The 23620-nt window shown below is 57.8% G+C and carries 16 protein-coding genes; 6 read left to right on the top strand and 10 right to left on the bottom strand.

Annotation, left to right across the window (positions count from 1 at the left end; genetic code table 11):
• Window positions 1-283: 283 nt before the first annotated feature.
• Window positions 284-2185 (bottom strand): sensor histidine kinase, encoded by a 1902-nt coding sequence (locus tag A3850_RS07555; protein WP_068215256.1) that lies wholly within the window; start codon window positions 2183-2185, stop codon window positions 284-286.
• A gap of 10 nt (window positions 2186-2195) precedes the next feature.
• On the bottom strand, window positions 2196-2822 hold the full coding sequence (locus tag A3850_RS07550; RefSeq protein WP_068215255.1) for a response regulator transcription factor: 627 nt from the start codon (window positions 2820-2822) through the stop codon (window positions 2196-2198).
• A 399-nt stretch (window positions 2823-3221) separates the two neighbouring features.
• Here A3850_RS07550 and A3850_RS07545 point away from each other — a divergent pair, with 399 nt between their 5' ends.
• A complete protein-coding gene (locus A3850_RS07545; protein ID WP_068215254.1) occupies window positions 3222-3566 on the top strand; it encodes a hypothetical protein in 345 nt (114 codons plus the stop codon).
• Window positions 3567-3795: 229 nt separating this feature from the next.
• A complete protein-coding gene (gene katG / locus A3850_RS07540; RefSeq protein ID WP_068215253.1) occupies window positions 3796-6048 on the top strand; it encodes a catalase/peroxidase HPI in 2253 nt (750 codons plus the stop codon).
• Between the two features lie 212 nt (window positions 6049-6260).
• Here the strand turns inward: katG and A3850_RS07535 are convergent, their stop codons facing one another.
• Window positions 6261-6818, bottom strand: coding sequence for a CIA30 family protein (locus A3850_RS07535; protein WP_082921680.1), 558 nt, complete (start codon window positions 6816-6818; stop codon window positions 6261-6263).
• Window positions 6819-6962: 144 nt separating this feature from the next.
• Here A3850_RS07535 and A3850_RS07530 point away from each other — a divergent pair, with 144 nt between their 5' ends.
• Window positions 6963-7859 (top strand): M23 family metallopeptidase, encoded by an 897-nt coding sequence (locus A3850_RS07530; RefSeq protein WP_068215252.1) that lies wholly within the window; start codon window positions 6963-6965, stop codon window positions 7857-7859.
• Between the two features lie 9 nt (window positions 7860-7868).
• Here the strand turns inward: A3850_RS07530 and A3850_RS07525 are convergent, their stop codons facing one another.
• The 6 genes from A3850_RS07525 to A3850_RS07500 form a co-directional block, all read right to left on the bottom strand.
• Complete coding sequence (locus tag A3850_RS07525) at window positions 7869-9026, bottom strand: cytochrome-c peroxidase (protein ID WP_068215251.1); 1158 nt, start codon at window positions 9024-9026, stop codon at window positions 7869-7871.
• Between the two features lie 170 nt (window positions 9027-9196).
• Window positions 9197-11863 (bottom strand): T9SS type A sorting domain-containing protein, encoded by a 2667-nt coding sequence (locus tag A3850_RS07520; protein WP_068215250.1) that lies wholly within the window; start codon window positions 11861-11863, stop codon window positions 9197-9199.
• A 40-nt stretch (window positions 11864-11903) separates the two neighbouring features.
• Complete coding sequence (locus A3850_RS07515) at window positions 11904-12833, bottom strand: hypothetical protein (RefSeq protein ID WP_068215249.1); 930 nt, start codon at window positions 12831-12833, stop codon at window positions 11904-11906.
• 196 nt (window positions 12834-13029) lie between these two features.
• Window positions 13030-14457, bottom strand: a complete 1428-nt coding sequence (locus A3850_RS07510) for a RagB/SusD family nutrient uptake outer membrane protein (protein WP_068215248.1) — start codon at window positions 14455-14457, stop codon at window positions 13030-13032.
• 71 nt (window positions 14458-14528) lie between these two features.
• On the bottom strand, window positions 14529-17495 hold the full coding sequence (locus tag A3850_RS07505) for a SusC/RagA family TonB-linked outer membrane protein (RefSeq protein WP_197494007.1): 2967 nt from the start codon (window positions 17493-17495) through the stop codon (window positions 14529-14531).
• 177 nt (window positions 17496-17672) lie between these two features.
• Entirely contained in the window at window positions 17673-18560 is an 888-nt protein-coding gene (locus tag A3850_RS07500; protein WP_068215246.1) for a thioredoxin, read from the bottom strand.
• A 143-nt stretch (window positions 18561-18703) separates the two neighbouring features.
• Between A3850_RS07500 and A3850_RS07495 the strand changes: the two genes are divergently transcribed.
• Window positions 18704-19810 (top strand): serine hydrolase, encoded by a 1107-nt coding sequence (locus tag A3850_RS07495; protein ID WP_068215245.1) that lies wholly within the window; start codon window positions 18704-18706, stop codon window positions 19808-19810.
• A 192-nt stretch (window positions 19811-20002) separates the two neighbouring features.
• Here A3850_RS07495 and A3850_RS07490 read toward each other — a convergent pair whose 3' ends face one another.
• Entirely contained in the window at window positions 20003-21304 is a 1302-nt protein-coding gene (locus A3850_RS07490; protein ID WP_068215244.1) for a hypothetical protein, read from the bottom strand.
• A gap of 320 nt (window positions 21305-21624) precedes the next feature.
• Between A3850_RS07490 and A3850_RS07485 the strand changes: the two genes are divergently transcribed.
• Together A3850_RS07485 and A3850_RS07480 are read left to right on the top strand one after the other, a co-directional pair.
• Window positions 21625-22215, top strand: a complete 591-nt coding sequence (locus A3850_RS07485) for an RNA polymerase sigma factor (protein WP_068215243.1) — start codon at window positions 21625-21627, stop codon at window positions 22213-22215.
• Window positions 22215-23603: a carboxypeptidase-like regulatory domain-containing protein gene (locus tag A3850_RS07480; RefSeq protein WP_068215242.1), complete on the top strand. Its 1389-nt coding sequence runs from the start codon at window positions 22215-22217 to the stop codon at window positions 23601-23603. The genes A3850_RS07485 and A3850_RS07480 overlap by 1 nt, the downstream gene beginning before the upstream one ends.
• Window positions 23604-23620: the final 17 nt, after the last annotated feature.

Genomic DNA, 23620 nt, shown 5'->3' with positions numbered 1-23620 from the left:
TGGTAAAAATACGATGGTTCAGCGACGACGCACTGCGCAGCTAATCATTCATAGCATAACCCTCAATGTAGCCAATTCCGTCACGCTTGCGGGGGCTCGTAAGAATATTAAACCATTTTGGTCACAATTTTCACCAACCCCCGACGGCACGATCATCACAATTATTTAAAGAATACTCCACACACGAGCTTTTCAGCGTCGCCCGCGTTGGGTGGCCGTCTTCAATTCGTTACTCACTAGCCTACTGATCACCCCCGAAGTACATCACTAAATGGCTGGCAAATCAAACCGCTCGCGGCGCCGTCACCACTACGCTCGTCCCCCCACCCTCACTATTCACCTCGATCTTTCCTTCCAGTTGCCCCACCAGGCTACTGATCAATAAATAGCCGAAGGATGACGGGTTCTCTACCGGGTCACCCTTAATCCCTACGCCGTCATCCTCAACGATGAGGCGGAGTTGGTCCTCACCCGGCACCTGCGACAGCGCCAGGACCAAATGGCCCGGTTGCCCTTCGGCCCAGGCGTACTTCAGCGCGTTCGTCAGTAACTCGTTGGCGATGAGGCCAAGGGGGATGATGGTGTCGATGTCGAGATCGAGGTTCTCGACGCGAACGGAGAGGGAGAGGTCCCGGCCCGGCCCGGAGAGGTTGCCGACCAGTTCGTCGGCCAGCTTTTCGAAGTAATCCTTGGCGTTGACGCGGGTGTTCACCTCATCTTCGAGATACAGCCGCTGGTGAATGAGCGCCATGCTTCGCACCCGGCTGTTACCCATTTTAAGGGCAGCTACGGCCCCTTCGTCTTCCAGGTAACGGCTCTGCAGGGAGAGCAAGCTGGAAACGAGTTGGAGGTTGTTCTTCACCCGGTGATGGATCTCCCGGATGAGCATTTCCTTTTGCCCCAGGGCGAGGGAGATCTGGTCGTTCTGGGCCGCGATCCGCTTGCGTTGCCGCAGGAGGCGGTAGGCCAACAGACTGATGAGGATGACGGCCAGGCCGGCGAGTACAAGCCACTGGCGCTGGCGAGTGATGCGCACTTCGTTCAGCTCATCCTCCAGGGCGAGGCGTTCGATTTCGGCGCGTTGCTCCTGGGTGCGGAATTTGGTCTCGAGGGAGGCGATTTTGGCAGCCTGTTTGTCCTTGCTCTGATCCCTGATGGCATCAGCGTACATCCCCATGTACTTTGCCGTGCTATCAGCTTGCTCAATTTCTCGGTAGTATAGCCCGAGTTCCGAGTACAAATAGCTCGGGTCTGCTCGTGGGACGCTCTTTAACTGCTCCGCCGCATCAAATAGTAAGCGGCCGGCTTCCTTCAGATTGCCTAGTTTACGGTTCACCCGACCGAGATAGTGGGTTTCGCCAAAAACGTACAGCGGGTCACCCGCTTTTCGGTACATTTCAAGTGAGCGCTCAATCATCTCGCGGCCCCGAACGAGGTCGCCACGTCTGATGTATGCTCTTCCGTCAGCCCCGTAGCGGCGGGCGAGCATATCGTGGTCGTTTGGGTTGAAAACCAGCAACAGGTCGGTAGCCAGTTTACCGTACATTAAGGAGCTATCGATCTGTGCCGGGTCTTTCCCCGGGTGCAGATTGCCAAGGTTGTGGTAGCTTTTTACCATAGAGATCGTATCACTGGTACGCTTGGCGTGTTCGATGCTTTCCAGGTAGTAGCGCCGGGCTTGCGGTTTATTGCCGATCAATTTGCTGGAGAGCCCCAGATTTCCCAGGGCCGTACCGATCTGCTGATCGTCCTTAGCCAGTTTAGCGGCTTTGAGTTGTTCGGCGGCCATCTCGTACACCATGAGGTAGTTGCGGCTGCGGAACCCCACGTAACCCAGGCGGCCATATACACGGGCACGGCCGGAGTCGTCGGCATCCTTTTCGTAGAGCGCAAGCGCTTCCTCCAGGATCTGCCGCATTTCTGCGGTGTCCATTTTGTGCTGGTTAGCGATCACGCGCTGCTCGAGGTAGTAGGCCTTGCTGAAGTCCGTACCCAGTTCTTCACTCACTTGCCGGATGGTATCGAGCACGGCCGCGGCGGCGTCGGATCCGGGCACTTCCTTACTTAGCCGTTTACCTAGGAGGGACAGGTCCGCTCGCTTATCCTCCGTTTGGGCGCTGGCGCAGGTGCCCAGGAAGAGAGCAAGCAACAATAGGCTGTAGGAAAGGACGGGTCGATTACGCATAGCGGAAGGTTCAAATTGAGCTATCGAGGTTACGCAGGTAATGGCTCACCTGGTGGCGGGAATGAAGTTGCATTTTAGCAAAAAGGGACTTCTGGTGGTGCTTGATGGTATTTACGCTCACGAAGAGCCGGTCCGCGATTTCCCGGTAGGCGTACCCCTCATCGATGTGGCGCAGCACCTCGTATTCCCGCTCCGATAAGGGCTCGGGCAATTGACTGTTGAGCGCTTCCCTACTCGGAAAACTGGGCTGATGTTCCGCCTTAAATTTATCCAGTGCAATCTCGATCGTCGTGTATAGATCACTCTCGTTGAAGGGTTTGACGATGTAGCCGTAGGGCAGCGTATCCCGTAGACTATTCAGGGTGGCCCGGTCCGAGAGCGCCGTCAGGAACACGAAGGGGAAATGGTAGTTGCTGCGGATGATGCGCGCCAGGTCCACGCCGTTCAGGGTGCCCTTAATGTCGATGTCCAGCAGTACGAGATCGGGGTTGGTGCTGGCCAGGAGATCCAGCGCTTTGTCGCCGTTGGCGGCCTTCCCCACCACTCGGTATCCGAGTTGGCGGAGAGCCAATTCAATCTCCAGGGCAATGATGGCCTCATCCTCTACAATCAGAATGCTTTTGACAGTGCGCTCCATAATGTATGCAGGTGAATATAAGCCATTTAGGTGTTCCGACGCATTGATGGCGCGGATAATAGCCCCGGAGAAAGAAATGGTTACTGGTAACAATCGGGTGGAGGTGTTGCGAACGGCCCCGTTATCCGGGGCTGCGACGCTTATTAATCGGTAGCCGTAAAGGTGAATGTTAACCGCAGCTCATAACCTACCCGGATGGGTAGTTCCCACCTCCCCCATCGACTTTTTCTTTGCCCACAGTAACGGAGCTCCCCGCCGCCGCATACAGGGGTACAATTATTGCGAAGTAGGTTTGTAGGTAGAGCCGGTAGAATCTCCATTGGGGTTTTCTTCACCGGCTCTCTTTTTTGCCCACTAAGTGCCGATCATTATCTTGAGCCACTCACCTCGCTACCAACCATGAACGCCCCCTACTTCACTTGTACTAACTGCCACGAGGATACCCGCTACAAGTCTTATGCCACCGACCGGGTAGAACTCGAGCGGGAGGACGGCACGGAACTGCGCGTTACCTGTAGCCACTGCCACGAGTCGAAAACGATCCACCCGAATGATATTTCCGCGGCTCCGAATAAGGTCATTCCAATAGTCGTTGGCGTGATTGTCGCTATCCTGATGCTAGTCTTGTTCTACATGGGCTGGATCCTGATCTCCGCCATCCTGATCGGCGCCCCCTTTGCCGTCTGGGCGGCGCAACAGAAATCAGCGGCTAACTTCAATGGCTACCGGATTCGGCGGGGGTGAGCATTCCGGAGTCGATATGAATAGCGCTAAGCCGTTAGGTAACCACGGAGAATGCTGTGGAATTTTCAGCCACTTAATGCTTGGAATTGGCGATTGTGACGGTGAGCGTCATCCCACCAAAATTCCCCAACAAACTGCCTTTAGGGGCCAACCCAATCTGGCTCCCCCTTGTTAGCACACCCGCTGCGAGATTGTTATTTTCGCGGACTACAATTAAAATTATAGCACTATGGAAAGTCCCCACGGCGATAAAGGCGCCCAAAACACCAATGTCTGGAACATGAATGATTCCAGCCGCTGCCCCTTCCTCGGCGGCCAACACAATCAGGCGGCCGGCGGCGGCACCACCAATACCCAGTGGTGGCCCAATGCCCTCAAAGTTGGCGTCTTGCGCCAGCACGCCGTGGAATCTAACCCCGTAGGCCCCGATTTCAACTACGCTGAAGAATTTAAAACCCTGGACCTCGCCGCCGTCAAGAAAGACCTCGCGGATCTGATGACGGACAGCCAGGACTGGTGGCCCGCCGACTACGGCCACTACGGCCCCTTCTTTATCCGGATGGCCTGGCACGCGGCCGGTACTTACCGCATTGCGGACGGACGCGGTGGCGCTGGCTCCGGTGACCAACGCTTTGCCCCCCTCAACAGCTGGCCCGATAACGCGAACTTGGACAAGGCCCGCCTCCTCCTCTGGCCCATCAAACAGAAGTACGGCCAAAAACTGAGCTGGGCCGACCTTCTCGTCCTCACCGGTAACGTCGCGCTGGAAACCATGAACTTCAAGCCCTTTGGCTTCGGTGGTGGCCGCGAAGATATTTGGGAACCCGCCCAGGACGTCTACTGGGGTAGCGAAACCGAATGGTTGGGCAACGACGAGCGATACGCCAACGGCACCCTCGAGCAACCCCTCGCCGCCGCGCACATGGGCCTCATCTACGTCAACCCCGAAGGCCCCAACGGTAACCCTGACCCGGAAGCCTCCGCCAAGGACATTCGCGAAACCTTTGGCCGCATGGCCATGAACGACTACGAAACCGTCGCCCTCATCGCCGGTGGCCACACCTTCGGGAAAACCCACGGTGCTGCCGACCCCGAAAAGTACGTCGGTAAGGAACCCGCCGGCGCACCCATGGCGGAAATGAGCACCGGTTGGAAAAACAACTTTGAATCCGGCGCCGGTGAGCACACCATTACCTCCGGCCTGGAAGGTGCCTGGACGACCAAGCCCGCCGAATGGACGCACGACTACTTCACCCACCTCTTCAAGTACGAATGGGAGAAGTACAAATCCCCCGCCGGTGCCTGGCAGTGGAGGCCCGTCGACGGTGGCGGTGCCGGAACCGTGCCCGACGCCCACATCGAAGGAAAGACCCACCAGCCCTTCATGCTTACTACCGACCTCGCCCTGCGCGTGGACCCGGAATACAACAAGATCTCCCGCCACTTCCTGGAGAACCCCGAGGAATTCGCCGATGCCTTCGCCCGCGCCTGGTTCAAACTGATGCACCGCGACATGGGCCCCAAGGATCGTTACCTCGGCCCCGAAGTACCGGAAGAGACACTACTCTGGCAGGACCCCGTCCCTGCCGTCGACCACGAACTCATTAACGATGCGGATGCTACCGAACTGAAGCGCCGCATCCTCGCTGCGGGTCTGACCAACAGCCAGTTGATTTCCACGGCCTGGGCTTCTGCCTCGACCTTCCGCGGTTCGGACAAGCGTGGTGGTGCCAATGGCGCTCGCGTTGCGCTGTTGCCCCAAAAGAACTGGGAAGTCAACAATCCCAGCCAATTGGCTACCGTACTCGATACGCTGGAGGGCGTACGTAAGGAGTTCAACGGCGCCCAGTCCGGCGGTAAGCAGATCAGCCTGGCGGATACGATCGTACTCGCGGGCGCCGCCGGCCTCGAAGCTGCCGCTAAGGAGGGTGGATTCGACATCGAAGTACCCTTCACCCCCGGCCGTACCGACGCTACCCAGGAGATGACCGACGTGGAAAGCTTCAACGCCCTCGAGCCAATGGCCGACGGTTTCCGCAACTACTTCGGCGCAAAGAATACCCGCGCTAAGGACGAGCAGATGCTCATCGACAAGGCCAACCTTCTTCAGTTGACCGCTCCGCAAATGACCGCCCTCCTCGGTGGCCTCCGCGTGTTGAACACCAACTGGGACGGCTCGAGCCACGGCGTCTTTACCGAGAAGCCCGGCGTACTGAGCACTGACTTCTTCGTCAACGTCCTCGACCTTGGCACCCGCTGGTCCGCCACGAGCGCCGATGAAAAGGTCTTCGAAGGCCGCGACCGTAAATCCGGTGATGTTCTGTGGACGGGCACCCGCGCCGATCTCATTTTCGGCTCCAATACCGAACTCCGCGCCCTTGCCGAAGTTTACGCCGCCAGCGATGGCAAGGCCCGTTTCGCAAACGACTTCGTCACTGCCTGGAATAAGGTGATGATGGGTGATCGTTTTGACCTGGCTTAATGTAGTATTCCGCTGAGAAGACTCAGAAGGGGAAGACGAATGAGAAGTACGGTTTTTACGCCACGCTGCTCATTTGTCCTCCCCTTTCAAGTTTTAGTGGAAACCTAAGAAAGGGGAATAAGTAGTAGAGGTGCGCCAGCATCCTACTTCTTATTCCCCTTTTTCATCTTCAGCCTCTCTCGGAAAAAAGTCCGGCCGGCTAGAAATAGTCACTACATCACCGAAATATCCTTCAGCAACAGCTCAAAAGACTCGGCTCTTCCGTTACCGATCAAGATTTGAATCTCCGTGATGTCCTCCCCCGCGTAATTCGGCACGTCCACATCCCGGCCCCGGTAGGTACCCTCCATCGCGGCGAAGGGGATCATGACGGTCTCCCACTGCCCCGGCTTCGCAAAAAAGGTAAAGGCATAAGCGTGGCGACCATTGGGCGTCCGGACGCGGAAGTTGTAGTTCTTCCCATCTCCTTTGACCTGGACGGAGAAAACAGACTTGCCCTTCACGACGAACGGATCATCCTCATTTGTGCGCTGGACGGAACAGAAACCACCATTGTTCTCGAGAGAAACCTTACCGTAGAACCGGCCGTGGCCATCGTCCGTCATCTCGAAGTGGCTGTCGGAGCGGCCGCCCATGACGACATCGTCCTGAATCCGCCATTTCCCTTTACCCTGCTCGGGCCAGTTGTAGAGGGTGGTCAGCGCGGACGTGTCCTTGGATTCAGGATTGGTGGCGGCAGCGTCCTGGGCGGGATCGGTAGGGTTGTACATGGGGATGGTATTTAGATGGTGTTGGGGGACGGATACCCGTCGCTAGTGCTAACCGGAGGCTACCTCCCTGGGTTCGTATGGCTTGCTTAGTGCAGCTTTTCTCTGCAGCCCATTAGAGTATCGCACGTTACCTAACTTCGCACCATGGATACACCCCAAGCAGATTCCTGGTGGCGCAGGCTCATCAACAAGCGCAATGATGAGTATCAGGTCGTGCTGCGTGACATCAAGAGTTACCGGGAGATTGGCCAGTATAACCTTACGCCGCTTAGCCTCCTGATCTACGCTATGCTTGCATTAGGCGTATTCGCCTTCCTGCTATTTCTACTAATCGCCTTCACGCCACTGCGAAGCTACATTCCCGGCTACGGCAACCGCGTTCACCGCCAGGAGATGGTCGAAATGGAAGGGTTGATGAAGGAAATGAGCGAACACGTTGAGGCGCAGGATCTGTACATTTCTACTCTGATCAAAACCCTCCGTGGAGAAGCCACGACTGGGGAGGACATCCCGGATATCCAAACCCTGGCGGACACCTCCAACGCCGAAATTCTCGGGGCCAGCGAAGACGAAGTCCGCCTCCGCCGTGAGATGGACCTGGAGCGTCTGGGCGCAGCTGCCCGCCAACCCGGTGCCAACGTGATTGCTGGCACCGGCAATGTCCCCTTATCTCAAATCTACCTTGCCGCACCGGTCAACGGCGAGATCAGTGCCGCCTTCGACCGTGCCACGGATCACTTGGGGGTCGACATCCTCGCGCCGAAGAATACACCCATCAAGGCCTGCCGCGACGGCGTAGTCTTCATTTCAGAGTTCACCAGCGCTAACGGAAACGTCATCGGTATTCAGCACGATAACAATCTGATCTCCTTTTACAAGCATAATTCTCAACTCCTTAAGAAAGTGGGCGAGCGCGTCAAGGTCGGGGAGGCGGTAGCCATCATCGGTAACACGGGAGAACTCACCTCCGGCCCTCATCTTCATTTCGAGATCTGGCACCGGGGCGAACCCGTAGATCCAGTCGCCGCCCTCCGCTTTTAGACGCAGCGGCTATCTTTTCACTTCGGGGATCTTCATCGCTCTTGGGCGGGTACTGATCGCGCCCATGAAGGCGACGAGGTCATCAATCTCTTCTTCTGTCAGGTTCAACGGCTGCAATAAGGGGTCGTGAATCGGCAGGCGCTCCGCATCTTCCCGGATCCCACGGGGGATCACCTGCGGCATCCCTGAATTATAGAGCTGGATGACTTCCCGCAGTTCTACGACGTTCCCGTGGTGGAAGTAAGGCCCCGTAAACACAATATCCCGCAGCATGGGCGTCCGAAATTTCCCGGCGTCTCCCCATTCGCCCGTCACCCCGAAGCGCCCCAGGTCCTCTTCCGGGCGGCCCAGCAGGTGGGTACCCTGATTGTGAAATTGCTGGTCCGAAAGCAGCGGGCCGTTGTGACAATTCAGGCAGCGGGCTTTCTTCCGAAACAGGTCCAAGCCCCGAATTTCCTGGTTCGTCAGTGCTTCGTAGCGGCCATTCACGAAGTGGTCGAAACGGCTCGTCCGGCTGCGCAGGGTGCGTTCAAAGGCGGAGAGAGCGATGGCGACGCGTTTAGCATCGATGGTAGCCACGCCAAAGGCGTCTTTGAATTCTCGTACGTAACTCGGGATCGCCGTTAATTCCGGTCCTAAGTCATCAAGGTTGGACATCATTTCTTTCGAGTCCTGCAACGGCCCGAGTACTTGTTCCTCCAGGGAGGGTGAGCGGCCGTCCCAGAACAGGCTCGTCCAGTGGCCAGCGTTGAGCAGGCTTGGGGCATTGCGTAAGCCACGCGAGCGGTCGTGGCCAAAACTCCGACGACGGCCATCCCCCCACCCCAGATCCGGGTCGTGGCAGGAGCCGCAACTTACCTGGTTACTTTCGGACAGCACGGGATCGAAGAACAACCGTTTCCCGAGTTTGACGAGCGCCTTCTGGTCGGCGATCAACTCCTGGGTACTCGCCGGCACCGGCACGAGTTGGTCCCGCTTCAGGATGCCTAATTCTCGGTGTTCTACCCCCTGGTCCAACGTCGGTGCGGGCCACTGCGCCGGTGGTTTTTCGTAGGCCGCGCGCAAATCGCTCACCTCCACGTCGTTCCTCACCGTGGCGCTGCCGCAGGTGCAGAGTAAGGACGCGAGGAGTGCACCAACCAGGATGGCTAAATAGGAGGTTTTCATGGCGTTTTATTACGAATAGGGTTCAGTAAAGATAAAAAAGGCGGGGCGGCCCGGCACTATTGCCCGACCGCCCCGCCCGTGAGGATTGGTGTGTAAAGATGGGAGACAAGAACCTCCACCCTTAAACAATTGGTGCGCCCTATTCAGCGATGGCTGAATAAAGCAATAGCCTACCGTTTCATCACCCGCGCCGTCATCTTGGCGGCTCCGGAAATGACTTCCACCTGGTAAGGACCAGCGGACAGATTGGAAAGGTCCAAATCGTGGAAAAGCTGTCCCTCTGGCCAGTTGCCCTGTTGCAGGACCTGCCCCACGGCATTCGTCACCCGGAACTGACCGGTCAGAACTGGTGACTCCAGTTCCACCCGGATCACGCCGGTAGTCGGGTTAGGGAAGACGCGCTTCACCGGTAAGCCCCGGTCCACGACTGAGTTGACGATGCTCATGCCCGAGAGATTGATCTCAAAGTCACCCGCATTCGAGTACAAGGTCATCAAGTCGGTCACCGTAGCCACCTCAGTTGGGCTGAACGTCAGGGGGAAGGAGGCCACCTCATTTACCGCCAGGGTCAGCATATCCGCCGTAGTGCTGAAGAACTGTCCGTCAGCAAAACGGATTGAATCAATCACCAGCGTCGCCGTACCCGGGTTGGATACCGTAACGATAACGGTAGAGTCCGTACGGGCCGGTACGTCCAGGAATTCCAGGCCATCGCCGGTCGCCAGATTACGATCCAGTGCCACCACGGTAATGTCGGGAGCTGCATTGGAGCTACCCGTAAGCACAACCGCAAACTGGCCGATATTAGTCGATACGAGCAGACTATCCCGCACCTCAACGTCCGTAGTGGCGGAGAAGGTAATCGGCAGGGTAAACGAATCATCGGTAGCCACGCGGGCAGTAACGTCCGTCGGGATGGAGAAGAAATCACCTTCCGTCAGCTCCGCTTCAAAGATGACGAAGTCACCCGCACCGGAGTTGTTGAAAGTAAGTGCCCGGACGGAACCCTGCCCCACTGGCGTATCCGCGAAGGACATGGTATCCCCCCGCAGAATGCGCACGTCGTCCGCAAAAGCCTCAACGCTGGGGGCAATGACGTTACCCGTCACGAAAAACTGAATGGAGTTCGGGCCCGATGCCGTAACGAAACTCACCAGCGCCGTATCGACGAAGGCTCCCTCCTGCTGCGGTAACACCAAAAAGCGGAGGTAAGCATTGTCAGGAGCGGGCGGTAAAAAGGTGGCTTCCCCCCGGTCCGCATTGACGAGTTGGGGGAGGATGATCTCCGTATCGAATAGCCCGGTAAAGTTGAGGAACAATGCGTCCGCATTACCCGTGTTGTTCAGGATGGCTAAGAGGCTATCAATCTCCCCGAAGTTGATGTCGCCGAAGTCCAGCGTATCACCGTTCGCAATGGTTTCACCGCCTTCCGTTTCCAGATTGACGTAAGCGGCGTTGATATCCGCCGTGTAAAGTTCGCGGCCGGTGCTTTGGTCGTTGGCCTCAAAAATCAGTTGCGTGCCCAAAAGGTGAATATCATCGATCTCACCACTGGAAGCGCCGGCGGCCACTTCATTGAAGCGAACTGGGGTAGCTCCTTCCGCAAATAGGTCCACGCCGGCCAATTCACGGCCGGTAGCATCTGATTCGTAGCTGAAGTAAAGTGAGGAACCAGTGAAGACCAGGTCTTGTGGATCTAATCCACCGAGGTCTCCAAAGAGATCTTCATCTGCCTCAATTTGTAGGCCACCCGTCAGGTTGTCTACTAAAAGGAAGGAAGACTGGTCCTCTACGGCACCCGTATCGGCGACCATAACGTAGGCGCGGCCGGGTACGATTTCCGTTACCTGGTCCACGTTGGAAGGTCCGTTCTGGTTGGCAACGTTAAAGAAGATGGAACCCGCCGTGAAATCCACGAAGTGAAGCCCATCGACACCGGCAGCACGTTGCCCGGTATAGAAGACCCGGTTGCCCACGGCAAACAGATTATCGGGCCGGGAGCTGTCCTCCCCTTCCAGTAGATCGAAGATGGGGCCGATGGTATTGGCTACGGCGTTGAAGTTGTACAACTCCCGTCCGATCGTTCCATTATCGGCGGCAAACATCAGGCGGCCTCCGAAGTCCAGGAAGTCGGAAGGGTTTGAATTGCCCGGGCCAGGATTGATGTCGAAGAAGATCTCCGTTCCCTCGGCGGTGCCGTCGGTGAACCAGAGTTCCCGACCGTTCACCCCGTCGTTACCGGCGAAGAAGATGAAGCCCAGGTATTCAAATTTATTGATGGGGTTGCCCGGGCCACCGGGGTTGATGTCCACCACCAAATTGGTGCCCGCTTCGGTGCCGTCGGAGACCCACAGCTCGGAGCTATTGGCGTCGTTTCCGTTGTTGGCCGTGAAGTAGATCAGGTCATTAAAGACGATAAAATCGAAGGGGTTACCACTGCCTTCATCGGGCTGGATGTCTTTGACCAATTGGGTTCCATCGGACGTGCCGTCGGTAACCCACAGTTCGCTGCCCGTACCCGGGGCACCGGCGGTGAAGTACACTTTACCCTGGTACTCCGTAAAGTTATTCGGGTTGGAATTTCCCCGGCGGAAGCTTGGGTCGTCATTGATATCTTTCACCAGCATCGTACCCGCAGCGGTACCGTCGGTGATCCATAGCTCGGTGCCCTCGTTTTCGGTACCGGCGCGGAAAAGGGTCTTATCTCCGTACTGGAAGAAGTTGTTGGGGGAGCTGTTCGTCCCGCCCGGGAAGATGTCCTGGAGCAGGGTGACTTCCTGCGCTTGCAAGCCGGTGGCCGCACAGAACAACAGGGTTAAAAAGGTAAATAGGCGCATATAAGGAATGTATTTAGGTTGAGGATAAAAAGGTTAATAGTTAGCGTTCCTGGGATTCGTAGACGTACCGGCGCAAGACTGGTTCGGTAACGCCCAGTTCGGATTCGTCGAACAAAATGGCTACGGAGATGGCTCCGGTAGTCTCGTCATACGTTCCTTCACCGGAGATGCCAATCGTGAACGGGGGGAGTCCGGAGCTGGCTTTACGCACCACGGTAACCCGTTGTTCGATCACCTCCACGGCACCTGCGTCAGCGCCCAAAAATGTGGGAACCAGGCGGAATAGATTGGGAATCCGGATATTGGCGGAAGCCGAAGAAACATCATAATCCGCATAAATGCGGTGGAGGTTGAGAGCGTTGGTGCTCTTGCCGACCTGGGTGTTGAACATGCCGAGGACGTTGGCCTGGGTAGTGCTCGCGTGGCCAAAAGCGAAGTGGCGGCCGGCACTCAGCGAGGAGCCATCCGGCACCGGGTCCGGACCAAAACTGGTGTAGCCCCAGAGTTTTGGGAACGGAATTTCGGGGGCCCACAAACTCAGTTCGGCGGTGTGCGGAACGGAGTAGTTGAAGGTAAACGTATCGCGCTCACTCAGGCGGTACCAGTTGCCTTCCAGTAACTGGATCACGCCGGATCGCTCCAGCCTCTCCGGATCGCTGCCCGGCGCTACGCGAAGCTCAATATCGGCTTCGGTCGCCCCAGCGGGGATGCGTAGCGGGCTGGGTGTGAGTACCTCCAGGTCGTTTCCGGAAACCCCATCACCCCGCAATTCAAAGGCCAGTTCCACTTCCCGGTCCGTAGCGCGCGTCCACAAAATCTTGGCCCGGGCCGTGTCGCCGGTCACCGCCACCGTCCCCGCCTGGTCGCCAAAACCGAGCAAGCTGGGCGCGGGATTGACGTCTACCTCCTCCGGCGAGCACGCGGCGATCAGTAGTAGGGACGTAAATAAGGTGAGGAATCGGAATTTCATCCGGCGGGTTTCAAGTTCAAGTGGGCGCCCCGATTGAGTGCGGGACTAATAATGTGTCGCTGCCGCGGGTGCTGAGTAATTGGCTAGCGATTGGGATCGGGTGGGTCACCAAAGATAACCACGTAAATGCGGTGTTGTGCGATGCTTACTTAGAATAATTCTAGCTTTAACGGTTCCCGATACGCGCGCAGCCCTTTTAGTACCCCGGGTTCTGGCTCAGATTAGGATTACGCCGGGTAGCATCGAAGGGAAGGGGCAGCACGAAACGGAAATCCGGATAGCTAAGGATACAGTCGCCCTCTATTTCTGGAAGGCAGTCTTCCCGCACGAGTGACTCGCCCCAGCGCCCAAGATCAAAAAAGTGGTGGCCTTCCAGCGCCAACTCCCGCCGCCGCTCCTGCCGAATGGCCAAGCGCAGTGCAGCGAGATCGGTCGGGACGGTGGGATTAGCGACGGACCGGCCGTGCACCGCGAGATAATCCTCCGTAGCCGCCGCCAGGTTACTCAACTCCACGTTGGCCTCGGCCCGAAGTAGGTACAACTCACTCAACCTGAGCAGTGGTGGGTTCCGGATCTCATTGACCGCGAAGGGCCACTTACCGGATAGCATCACCCCGTCTTCGTTAGGGATGAACAGCTCCCGGCGCAAATCCTCCGGCGCAAATTCGTTGAGGAGATCCTCACTGATCTCCATTAAAGGCAGTGGGTTACCCGCACCAACGATTAAAGCCGGGCTCTGGAAATTGACGTCCTCCCCATCCTCCACCAGTCGCTGCAGATCTAATTCCCACAGGATCTCCGAAAGGCCTCCCTCCGCCCAACCGTCCACGTACTGCTCGGCGGGCGTGAGCGCAAGCCCGGAAGCGGTGATCGCCCGGCCGGCGGCAGCCGCTACCGTTTCCCAATCACCCACGTAAGCGCTGACTCTGGCGATGAGCCCATCGACCACGGCCGGCGTCAACCAAATGGGCTCGTTGGAACGGCGGCTGAAGGTGGCGTCAAGATCCGCCCGCGCAATATCGAGATCAGCCAGGATGGCGGCGTAGGACTCGGCAACGGAACGGCGGGCCGGCAGATCGAAAATACCGGGTAGGTCATCAATAATGACAATGCCCTCGTGGCTCGCGTTTTCCGTAAAACCGGGCGCTTGAGCGAAGAGACGCACCAGATCAAAATGGACCAGCGCCCGGATAGCCCGTGCCTCGGCCGCCAGACTGGCTACCTCACCGGGGGCGCCGTCCGTTACGTTGGCTAGGCCGTCCAGAATGTCGCTGGCCTGAAAGATGACTTCGTAAGCGTTCTGGTAAAAGCCACTCAGATTAGTCTGGTCCAACGCCGGCGTGATGGTGCGCATCCGTAGGGCTTGCAATCCCCGCTGGGTGCCGGTGGAGGAGCCGAGGCTACCCCCACTCTGGCTGGGTAGTTTGAGGTTACCCGGCAGATCTGCGTAGATAGGAAAGCGAAACTGATAGTAAGCGCCGTCCCCCAAACCCAGGTAGAGTCCGGCCACGGCCGCGTTGGCGCCGCGAACCGTTTCAAAAAGCTCGGCCCGGGAGATATCGTTGGGGCTATCCACGTCCAGGAAATCGTCGCAAGCAGCCAGGCACAGTAGGAGGGCCAGCATACCGAGGAGCCTGAATGGCGTTCGGAAAGAATGGCTTTCCGTTGTCCCGATCCATAAACGCCGTGGCCAACTCATAAGCCCAGTTTTAGCCCCACGGTCAGCGACCGTTGCTGGGGAAAGGTGAAACGGTATTCGCGGATCCCATTGCGCCCTTCCCGGCGCTCCTCGTCGTAGAGGTAGCCGAGATTGTTGACGAGGGCAAAGACCCGGCCACTGGCAAAACCCTTGGGCAGCCAGCCCGCGCGCTTGAGGTCCACCCCCAAACTGAGCGTACTGAACTGCAGGTAATTGGACCGGAATACCAGTCGACTGGAACGGGAGACCGGCGCGTTGTCGATACTGAGGCGGGGGACGTCCGTCACGTCACCCGGCTGCTGCCAGCGGTCGAGTTGGTTGACGGACTGGTTGTTGAAGTTGATCTGCTGCCCGTCCGTGATCGTCAGCCGGTCAATCAGTTCATCCCCGCCGTAGCTGTAATTCAGCTGCAGGGTGAGGTTGACGGCCCCGTAGGAAAAGTGGTTGTGCCAGCCACCAAACAGTTTGGGGGCGGAACGCCCAATCGGCACTTCGTTCCGGTCGTCGATGATGGCTTCCCGCTCCGAAGTGATGGTCCCGTCCGGCAGGCGGTATTCCGCCACGCCGGTTTCGGGGTTCACGCCGGCGAAGGGAATCCCGTAAATCAGGTTCAGGTCGCGACCAATGACGAAGACGGCGGCGGACCCTACCCCATCGGGTATCTGCTCCAGGTTGATGTCCTCCAGCCGGTTCCAGTTACGGGCGCCATTGAAGCTGGTGGAATACTGAAACTTACCCCGGGTGATCGGATCGTAGCTGACGGATAATTCCATACCCCGGTTGCGAATCCGCGCGTCGTTACCCAGGATGGACGTGAAGCCGGATTCCCGTGGCGTCTCGAAGGCGTACAGACCGTCAATTGTGAGGTTAGTGTAGTACTCCGTCACCAGTTTGAGTTGATTGTTGAACCAGGCCAGGTTGAGGCCGGCGTTTCGCTGCCGCTTCCGCTCCCAGCCGAGGCGGTCATTGACGGGTTCAGATACGGTGGCGGGGATTACCCCACCGTAGTCATCGTCGCCAAACTGGAGAGCATAGACGCCGTTGGTGGTGTAAACCCCGAGCCGGCTGTTGCCCGTCAGCCCCATCGTCAGGTTCAGTTTCGCCGTTTCGATGCCGAAGGGCAAGCGGCCGGTGAGGAACTTCTCCTCGCTGATGTTCCAGGAGAAACCGGCGGACCAGAAGATCTCCGCCTGCTGGTCGCCGCCGAAGATGGAACTGGCGTCCCGCCGGGCATTCAGTTTGAGGTAGTACCGGTAATTGTAATCGTAGGCCAGTTCCCCGTAGGCGGAGAGCTTATTGCGGAGGAAGCGGCTTTCCCCGGCGTCCACGTCCTCCTTCGGAAGTGCATCGATGCGGCGGATATCGTCGAAAGGAAAATCGGAACCGGTGATGACGGTCCGAAACTGATTCTGGCTCTGTGCCTCCCCACCCAGTAGGGCCGATAAGTGGTGGCCACCCGCCAGCGTGGGGCTCCAGGCGCTCTGAGCGTTGGTCACCCACTGCAAATTGTTGTTGCCGGAAAGGATCAACCTCCCCCCTACGTTGGCCCCGGACCCATTGAGGGCTGAGCGGTACTGAAACTGGTCCCGGCTCTGTTGGTCCAGCCCACCGAGTACCCGGAAACGAAGACTGGGCAGGGCCTGGTAATTCAGCGTCAGGCTGGTGTTGAGGTTGATACCGTCCTGGTAATTTTCGTTTTGCTCGAGCAGGGCGGCGGGGTTGGGCCGTTGGTTCAAAAATCCATCAGCGCCATTATTGAAGGACCCGTCAGCGTTGAACACCGGCAGGTTCGGCCGGAAGGTAGCCGCATTAAAACTCCTGAGGCTTTCCTTACGCTGGTAGGCACCACTAATGCGGGTCCGCAAATCCACTTTGGCGCTGATGGGGAACTGGAGGTTGAGGTTAAGGTTCCCCTGCTCCAGCCCGTTGCGTTTGTGGACGGATTCAATCTTGCTGTACCCGGCCGAGAGACGGTAGTTCACGCCGCCCTTTCCGCCGGCGAGGGAGAGGTCGACGTCCGTATTCGTGGGGTTTTGCTGGACGATTCGGCGCCAGTCGGTATCGACGTCGGAGCGGCCGGCGTCCGCGGGGTTGTCCCCATCGTTGAGCAAGGTTTCTCGAGCCAGTTCGAGGTACTGTTCGGTGTTGAGGTACTGGATTTCGTTGATGGAGCGGCCCGTCCCGTAGTTTACCGAAAAGTTGATACTGGACTGACCGGTTTGCCCACTTTTGGTGGTGATGAGAATCACTCCGTTGGAAGCATCCGCCCCGTAGAGCGCCGTCGCTGAAGCATCTTTGAGTACGGTGATGGACGCCACGTCGTCCGGGTTAATGAAGGACAGCGGGTTGAGGAGTTCACTGTTCAGAGCGGAGAAGAAACTCCCGTCATTGGTTTCCAGCACGTCGTAAAGGGGGACGCCGTCCAGCACGTAAAGTGGTTGGGTGGAAGCGCTGATTCCGTTGCCGGCGGCGGCCAGGGAGCTCTGCCCCCGGATCTCGACCTTGATGGGCAGGCCCGGCTCTCCCGTAACGGTTTGTACCCGCACGCCGGCGACGCGGCCTTCGAGCAGTTGGTCGATGCTTTCGATGGGTCGGTCGGCCGCCAATTCTTCGGTCCCCACCTCGACGTAGCTGCCGACGAGGTCCCGGGTTGCCAGCGCGCCGCGGTAGCCGGTGACGACGACGCCGTCCAGTTCCGTGCTGGCCGCCCGCATTCGCACGTCGATACGGTTGCGCCCGTTGATGTCCACGGCCTGGGTGATCATCCCCACGTAGCTAAAGGAGAGTTGGCCGGTGAGGGTATCCAAGCTTAGGGTGAAGTTGCCGTTGAGGTCCGTCAGCGTTCCTCCCGGACTACCCACCTGCCGTACGGTGACGCCGATAAGGGGGGTGGCGTCGCTGGCGTCGACTACGGATCCGGAGATGGTGGATTGGCCGTGCACCGACCAAGCGGTCAGCAGCAAGAGGATTGTTAGGCATAGCTTGGTCCTGACCATGAATACCGGTTGAGGGGTACTACGAAGGTAAGAATTTGCGGGCGCTGCCGTAGATGCCGTGAAAGATGGGGAGGCAGTGAACGGGTGTGGTATCCGCCGAAAAGCCACCGCCCGGTAACACCGGGGAACTGACCTTAATGAGGCCTATTGATCCGCAGCGGCCAGGTAGTCGTAGTACCTTTTCTGATACCCCTCATCCTCCGGCTGAATCCTCAGGGCTCTTTTCTGATAGGCGGCGGCATCCTTATACCGTTCCTGCTTGGCCAGCACTTCGGCGATGCTGTCGTATCCATTTGCGTAATCCGGAAATAAGCGAATGTTAGCAAACATCACTTTCAGGGCCTCATCGTAGCGGCCTTCCCCCATTAGGACGTACCCGGCTCCGTTGAGCGTACCGGGCCCGTATACGTAAGGGCCAAATAGCATCCGTAAGTTGTTACCCGAGACATTGGGGTCGCTGAGTAAGCCTGCTTCTTCCAATTCGATGAGTTTGGTGAAGACCGGGTAGGCGGGTTCGTAATTGTCCGTCGTAAGCAGTTGGTGAAGATCATACTCCAAGCTCACTTTAGGTTGCTCAACGATCCTGCCGACTTCTCGCCCATTACGGTGGAAGGTGAAGGTGGGTACCCGGTAGATGTACTTCCCGTCGGCCGCCCCATCGGGGCTCTTTTTGTAGTTATCGGGCGCCTTAGTAACGCCGACGAAACGCAACTTATTCACGTCATACCCGGCAGCAGTCAGCGTTTTGATCAGGCGCGGCACTTCTCGTTTAGAGTCTCCACACCAACTGCCGTAGTAGATGATTACTTCGTCCACCTCAGCCAGTGCCGGCGTGATCTCGGCAAGCAGGGCGGGGCGCGGCGAGTAGCTCTCGACCCCGGTGCTGATCCAAGCAGCATCGGGGCTCGTCAATAGGTTTTCGTAGCTATAGGTGCCTAAAACTGGATCCGGTTTGGCGGGAGCCTCCTCCTGCGCAGCGAGGGGCAAAATGAATAAAAACAGGGGTAGCAAGGTGTACAAGAAGGTCTTCATAATAGGGTCTTTGTTGATGATGGACCAAAGCTAGCTGACACTTACGTGACATTTCGTGAATGAATGTTAGCGTGTGTGAACGCAGGGTTAATCAGGAGGCAGCCGCAGCCGTTGCTATCTTTAGCCCCCATTCAATCCGTCTCATGCTGCGTCATCTTCTTTCCCTGACATTTATCCTTGTTGTATCGGCTTTCGCCACCGGCCAATCCGTTGAAAGCCGATTACAAGCCGAGCTGGATAAAATTTACGCGGCCAACAAATCAGCGGTCGGCATCAGCGTCCACGTAGAAGCGCCGGATACCAATCTTTCCTGGTCCGCCGCCGCTGGCCTGGCGAGCATTGCGCCGCGGGTCCCCCTTAAACCGGAGCAACCCGTGCTGCTGGCGAGTAATACCAAACCGTACGTAGCTGCGGCCATCCTCCGTTTGGTGGAAGAAAAGGAGCTTAAACTGGACCAACCAATTGAAAAAATCCTCACCGAGGAAAGTGCCCGCTTACTGCGCGGTGATGGGTACGACTTGAGCGCGATCACCGTCCGCCACTTGCTATCCCACACCTCGGGCATCCATGATTACGTGGACGAGAACTACTTCAACTTCGTCTCCAAGAACCCCCGCTTCCGCTGGACGCGCACGGACCAACTGCAGCGGGCGATGGACGTCGGCACGCCCCTAGGCGCCCCCGGCACCCAGTATACCTACGCCGACGTTAACTACGTGCTGCTAACGGAGATCCTCGAGCAGGTCAACCCCGGCCGTTTTTACCGGTCGATGAAGTACCTCCTCCGCTACCAATCGCTCGGTATTAACCACACCTGGTTCAAGGACGTGGAGGCCCGCCCACCCGGTACCGCGTACATGGCCCACCAATACTCCGGCGAGCGCGGTTGGGATTCCTACGACCTGAATCCTCACTGGGATATGTACGGTGGTGGCGGCATCGCTTCACCGGCGAAGGATGCAGCCCTGTTCTTCAACCACCTCTTCAACGGCCGCGTCATCCTCGACGAGGATCTACTGGAGGAGATGACCACCCACAGCCTCCCGGGCCGTTCCAATTACGGCTTGGGCATTCAAATCCTGGAGCGCAACGGTTCCCCCGCCTACTACCACGGCGGCTGGTGGGGCACGGACGTTATCCACTACCCGGAGCAGAATGTTTCAATTTCGGTGTTTACGTTGCAGCGGGATGCGCGGGGATCGGTGAATGCGGCGTTGGGGGATGCGTTGTTTAGGGTGCTGACTGAATAGTTGGATTTGGGCGCTGGCGCAGGTGCAATGGATGTAGGGACTTTAGACGTTGGATTTTAGATTCTAGACCGAACACCGTCTAAAATCTAACGTCCAAAACGCGCATTTGTAGCCATCACCCCCAGTCCCGGAGGGGCGCCTATCGTAGCGTGGGGTGAAGTAGGCCGCAGGCTACGTAGCCCCACGTTTTCGTTAATACCGCCTAAATATCGTCACCACCGGCCGGTGAACATCACCAGTCTCCATCCGCACCTTCAGCGTGGAGAGTTCCCGATCTTCCAGGCCCGTGATCGGGGCGTTCATGTCAAAAAGGATATCCACCAGGGAGGGGAGTTGGTAGAGTTGGCCGTTGGCGCGCGAGCTCCCTATAACCCGCATCTCGAGTTGGCCAATGCGATTGTCGTACCAGACCCCATTGACCGAACGAATTACCCCAGTCCTAGGGGTCTGCCGAATGATGGTTTCGGGCGAATCTTCGGGGAAGATCAACGATTGGAAGTACGTATGTTCGTACGCGTAAGTGACGGTGGTATCCACGCATTCCAGGACTTCTTTACGCCCAACGCGCTGGTAGTTGAGATCGGGGATTTTCTCGGGCTCTACGTCTACGAAATCAGCGTCAGCGGGAAAGTATTCTGTAAAGTCAACTCGGTTGTATCCCTGAAAATTCAGAGCGCCGTAGTCGATGCGAATCCGGCCGGCCGGCGCACGGTAGGAGCGCACTACGCCGAAGTTGTGTTGTGGGTTCTGGCGGTCGCTGCTATACAGTAAATACCGTTGGCCCTCCTCGTTTTCGTGGAATACGGAGGCATACTCTACGCTGCTCGGTAGGCTTACCTGAAAGATGCCTTCCGTCCAGGGCAGGTCAGGATACCGGGCGGCGTGGGTTTCGACTTCGTTTAGGGTAGTCGTGGGTTCCAGGTACACCTCGGCGTAGGTGTTTGGATCATCGGTGGTGAGCAGTACCCGGTAGCCGTGGTCCACGCTATTGTTGAAGCGCACAATTTCAGCGTTTTCCCTGCCGCCGAGGACGGTCACTTTCCGGAAGAATTGCTTGGTGCCCGGAGGGAGAAAGTACTTCTTCCCCATGGGCACCTCCGCCACGCCTAACTTCGATTCAGCGGTATTCAAAATGACCGCCGTTCGGTCTAATCCAATTGCCTGCGGAATACCCACGTAAGTACTATCTGGATAGGGCAGGACCCACCCCCGATAACTGGGCAAGCCCGATTCATCCGGCATCCGGTTGATGATGGTAACCACCACCTCTTCCGGGAGGTAAGTATAGAGATCGAGTTCCGCCTCGCCACTCAGGGCATCCGCCTCCAAAATAACGGCGTTGATAATGTTGCCATCGAAATCGCTATAGGCCACGTACGTCTCCGTTGCACCGGCGTAGAGGTCTGGCGAAATGGTCAGGAAGGTGCGCTGCCCCGTCAGCGAAGTGGCAAATAGTAATAAACTGATTACTAGCTTAAGGTGAATGAAACGCATACATTAGTTGTAGGGGTAAATAGGGTGGTAGCAACAGCCAAAATTGATGGCCGAAAATCAGGCCAAGTAATATTTCATAGCGTTTGATCCGCTCCAAAACTTCCCCGCAAAGGTAAAAAACAGCGCGGCCTGAACATCTACGGGAACGTTAAACCATTGCCGCCGTAGGTGCGATGGCTGTAGGGACTTTAGAGGTTAGATTTTAGATGTTAGACCAAGGACCGTCTAAAATCTATCTTCTAAAATCAAATGTCCAAAACCTCCCCGTCATTAGTTGATAGTAAGCCACCCCACTTCCCTACCGTATCTTCCACCCCGTAATGCCCACCCGCCTCAGCACCCAAGACCGGTTAGCGTCCACGACGGACGCGGACCTCGTGGCTCGCTTCCGCGAAACGGAAGCGGCGGAGGATTTGCTGCCCCTGTACGAACGGTACGCCAACTTCATCTACGCCCTCTGCCTGAAGTACCTGGCGACCCCAACGCGGGCCGAAGATGCGGGCGCCGAGATCTGGTCCGTACTCCTGGAAAAGCTGCCGCGGCACGAGGTGAGCAACTTCAAATCGTGGCTCCACACCCTCGTGCGGAACCACTGTTTGATGCAGTTACGCAAAGAAAAACGGGACCCCCTCCAACAAACCAATGCCGGGCTTGTGCAATCCGACACCCTGCTGCATCTAGGGGAAGAACCAAACGAGGAAGCGGTGGATACCCGCCCCCTCCACCATTGCATCAAACAACTAAAGGAAGAACAACGCCGTTGCATCAACCTGTTCTACCTCCGCGAGGGGGAGACCTACCAAAGCATTGCCGCCCAGCTGGAATTAAGCGTTGGGCGCGTCCGCTCTCACCTCCAGAATGGACGGCGTAACCTCAAACTCTGCCTCGAAAAACAACAGCCCAACGAATAGTGCCACTGCCCATCACCGATAACGACCTGTTGGCCCGCTACCTGCGGGGTGACATCGACGCCCGCCAGGAAAGCGAGCTGGAACGCCGGGCGGCGGCCGACCCCGATTTACGCGCCGCGATGGATGGCCTTCAAACCGACCCGGAGCACGACCACGCCGGCAGCGTCCGCGCGATGCTCGCCAAGGCACGGCGGGCGGAGGGTAAAGCCGTCCCCCGCCCCATCATGAAGGTCGCCCCCCGGCGCTTGCCCCGTTACTGGTGGGCTGCGGCGGCGGGACTGCTGATTGTCTTTGGTGCCCTTTTCCTCTTGCCCAATGCCTTGGACCAATCCGTCGGTGAAGTTGCCCAAGCGGAAAAGGTCGTAGTCCCCACCGCGGCGCCCGCCCCTCCAGCCGCTCCCGCTACCTCCACGGAAGGAGACGGTTTGGCTGATGATGCTGGTACCGAATCGTTGATGGAACCCATTGCCCCGCCGTCACCCCGTCCTACTTCCCCCGCACCTGCGGCAGCGCCCGCTGCAAGACGCGCGAAAACGAACGTACCACCCTTGGTCGCGGAACCTGAACCAGTAGCTGAAGACGTAACGGCCGACGAAGATCTTGCGGAAGAAATGATCGTGGAGGAAGTAGCCGCCGAGGCTGAATTGCTCACCATTGAGGAGGTCGCGCCCGCCCCCCAACTACCGCCCGCGCCCGCCGCCAGCCAGGAAACGGCCCGCCGCGAAGTCCTCCTCGGCGAGCGCCGGAGGCAGAGCAGCCGCAAGGAAACCACGGCCGACCGCACGGCAACCGGCGCCGCCGCCCGCTACCTCAGCGGCGTGGTGACGGACGCTAACGGCGAACCCGTAGCCGCCGCCCAAATCGACGTGCCGGGCAACCCGATCGGTTATACAACGGATTCCAGCGGGTTCTTCCGGTTGGACCTCGACGCGACGCTTTCCGGATTTACGGTGACCGCGCCCGGCTTCGAAACGGAGGCGATCGACCTGCAACTTCGCGACGGAGGCCCGCTCCAGATCACCCTCGAAACGGTGGAAAAACTTTCGGCGGCGGACTTCGAAACCGGAGCCATTTCCGCCATTGATTTGGACGCCATTACCGGTGGACGTTTATTACAAGAAAAATCAGGTTACGCACGGCCGGAAAATGGGTACCGGGTGTTAAAGGATGATATCAATTTAAATCGCCCCGAGGACGTACCCGCCGGTAAAGTGAAAGTGAATTTCCTGGTTAATCCGAACGGTAGCCTCACCGATTTTAATTTTAATAAAAAGACGCCGCCAGCCACCGCGGAATACGTGCGGTCATTTTTAATGGATAACGGCAATTGGGAAGTCGTGCGGGGCGAAGAAGCCGTGCGCGTGTACTTCAAAGTGCGCCTGCGTTGATGTTTCGCGGCGGTGGG

Source organism: Lewinella sp. 4G2 (assembly GCF_001625015.1).
Lineage (GTDB): Bacteria > Bacteroidota > Bacteroidia > Chitinophagales > Saprospiraceae > Neolewinella.
The sequence above is the reverse complement of the archived record's forward strand: the minus strand, read 5'-3'. Positions and strand labels throughout refer to the sequence as shown.

Bases quoted from the DNA above. Each gene is read 5' to 3' on its own strand.
- A3850_RS07555 (WP_068215256.1), bottom strand. From the start codon at position 2,185: ATGCGTAATCGACCCGTCCTTTCCTACAGCCTATTGTTGCTTGCTCTC.
- A3850_RS07550 (WP_068215255.1), bottom strand. From the start codon at position 2,822: ATGGAGCGCACTGTCAAAAGCATTCTGATTGTAGAGGATGAGGCCATC.
- A3850_RS07545 (WP_068215254.1), top strand. From the start codon at position 3,222: ATGAACGCCCCCTACTTCACTTGTACTAACTGCCACGAGGATACCCGC.
- katG (WP_068215253.1), top strand. From the start codon at position 3,796: ATGGAAAGTCCCCACGGCGATAAAGGCGCCCAAAACACCAATGTCTGG.
- A3850_RS07535 (WP_082921680.1), bottom strand. From the start codon at position 6,818: ATGTACAACCCTACCGATCCCGCCCAGGACGCTGCCGCCACCAATCCT.
- A3850_RS07530 (WP_068215252.1), top strand. From the start codon at position 6,963: ATGGATACACCCCAAGCAGATTCCTGGTGGCGCAGGCTCATCAACAAG.
- A3850_RS07525 (WP_068215251.1), bottom strand. From the start codon at position 9,026: ATGAAAACCTCCTATTTAGCCATCCTGGTTGGTGCACTCCTCGCGTCC.
- A3850_RS07520 (WP_068215250.1), bottom strand. From the start codon at position 11,863: ATGCGCCTATTTACCTTTTTAACCCTGTTGTTCTGTGCGGCCACCGGC.
- A3850_RS07515 (WP_068215249.1), bottom strand. From the start codon at position 12,833: ATGAAATTCCGATTCCTCACCTTATTTACGTCCCTACTACTGATCGCC.
- A3850_RS07510 (WP_068215248.1), bottom strand. From the start codon at position 14,457: ATGCTGGCCCTCCTACTGTGCCTGGCTGCTTGCGACGATTTCCTGGAC.
- A3850_RS07500 (WP_068215246.1), bottom strand. From the start codon at position 18,560: ATGAAGACCTTCTTGTACACCTTGCTACCCCTGTTTTTATTCATTTTG.
- A3850_RS07495 (WP_068215245.1), top strand. From the start codon at position 18,704: ATGCTGCGTCATCTTCTTTCCCTGACATTTATCCTTGTTGTATCGGCT.
- A3850_RS07490 (WP_068215244.1), bottom strand. From the start codon at position 21,304: ATGCGTTTCATTCACCTTAAGCTAGTAATCAGTTTATTACTATTTGCC.
- A3850_RS07485 (WP_068215243.1), top strand. From the start codon at position 21,625: ATGCCCACCCGCCTCAGCACCCAAGACCGGTTAGCGTCCACGACGGAC.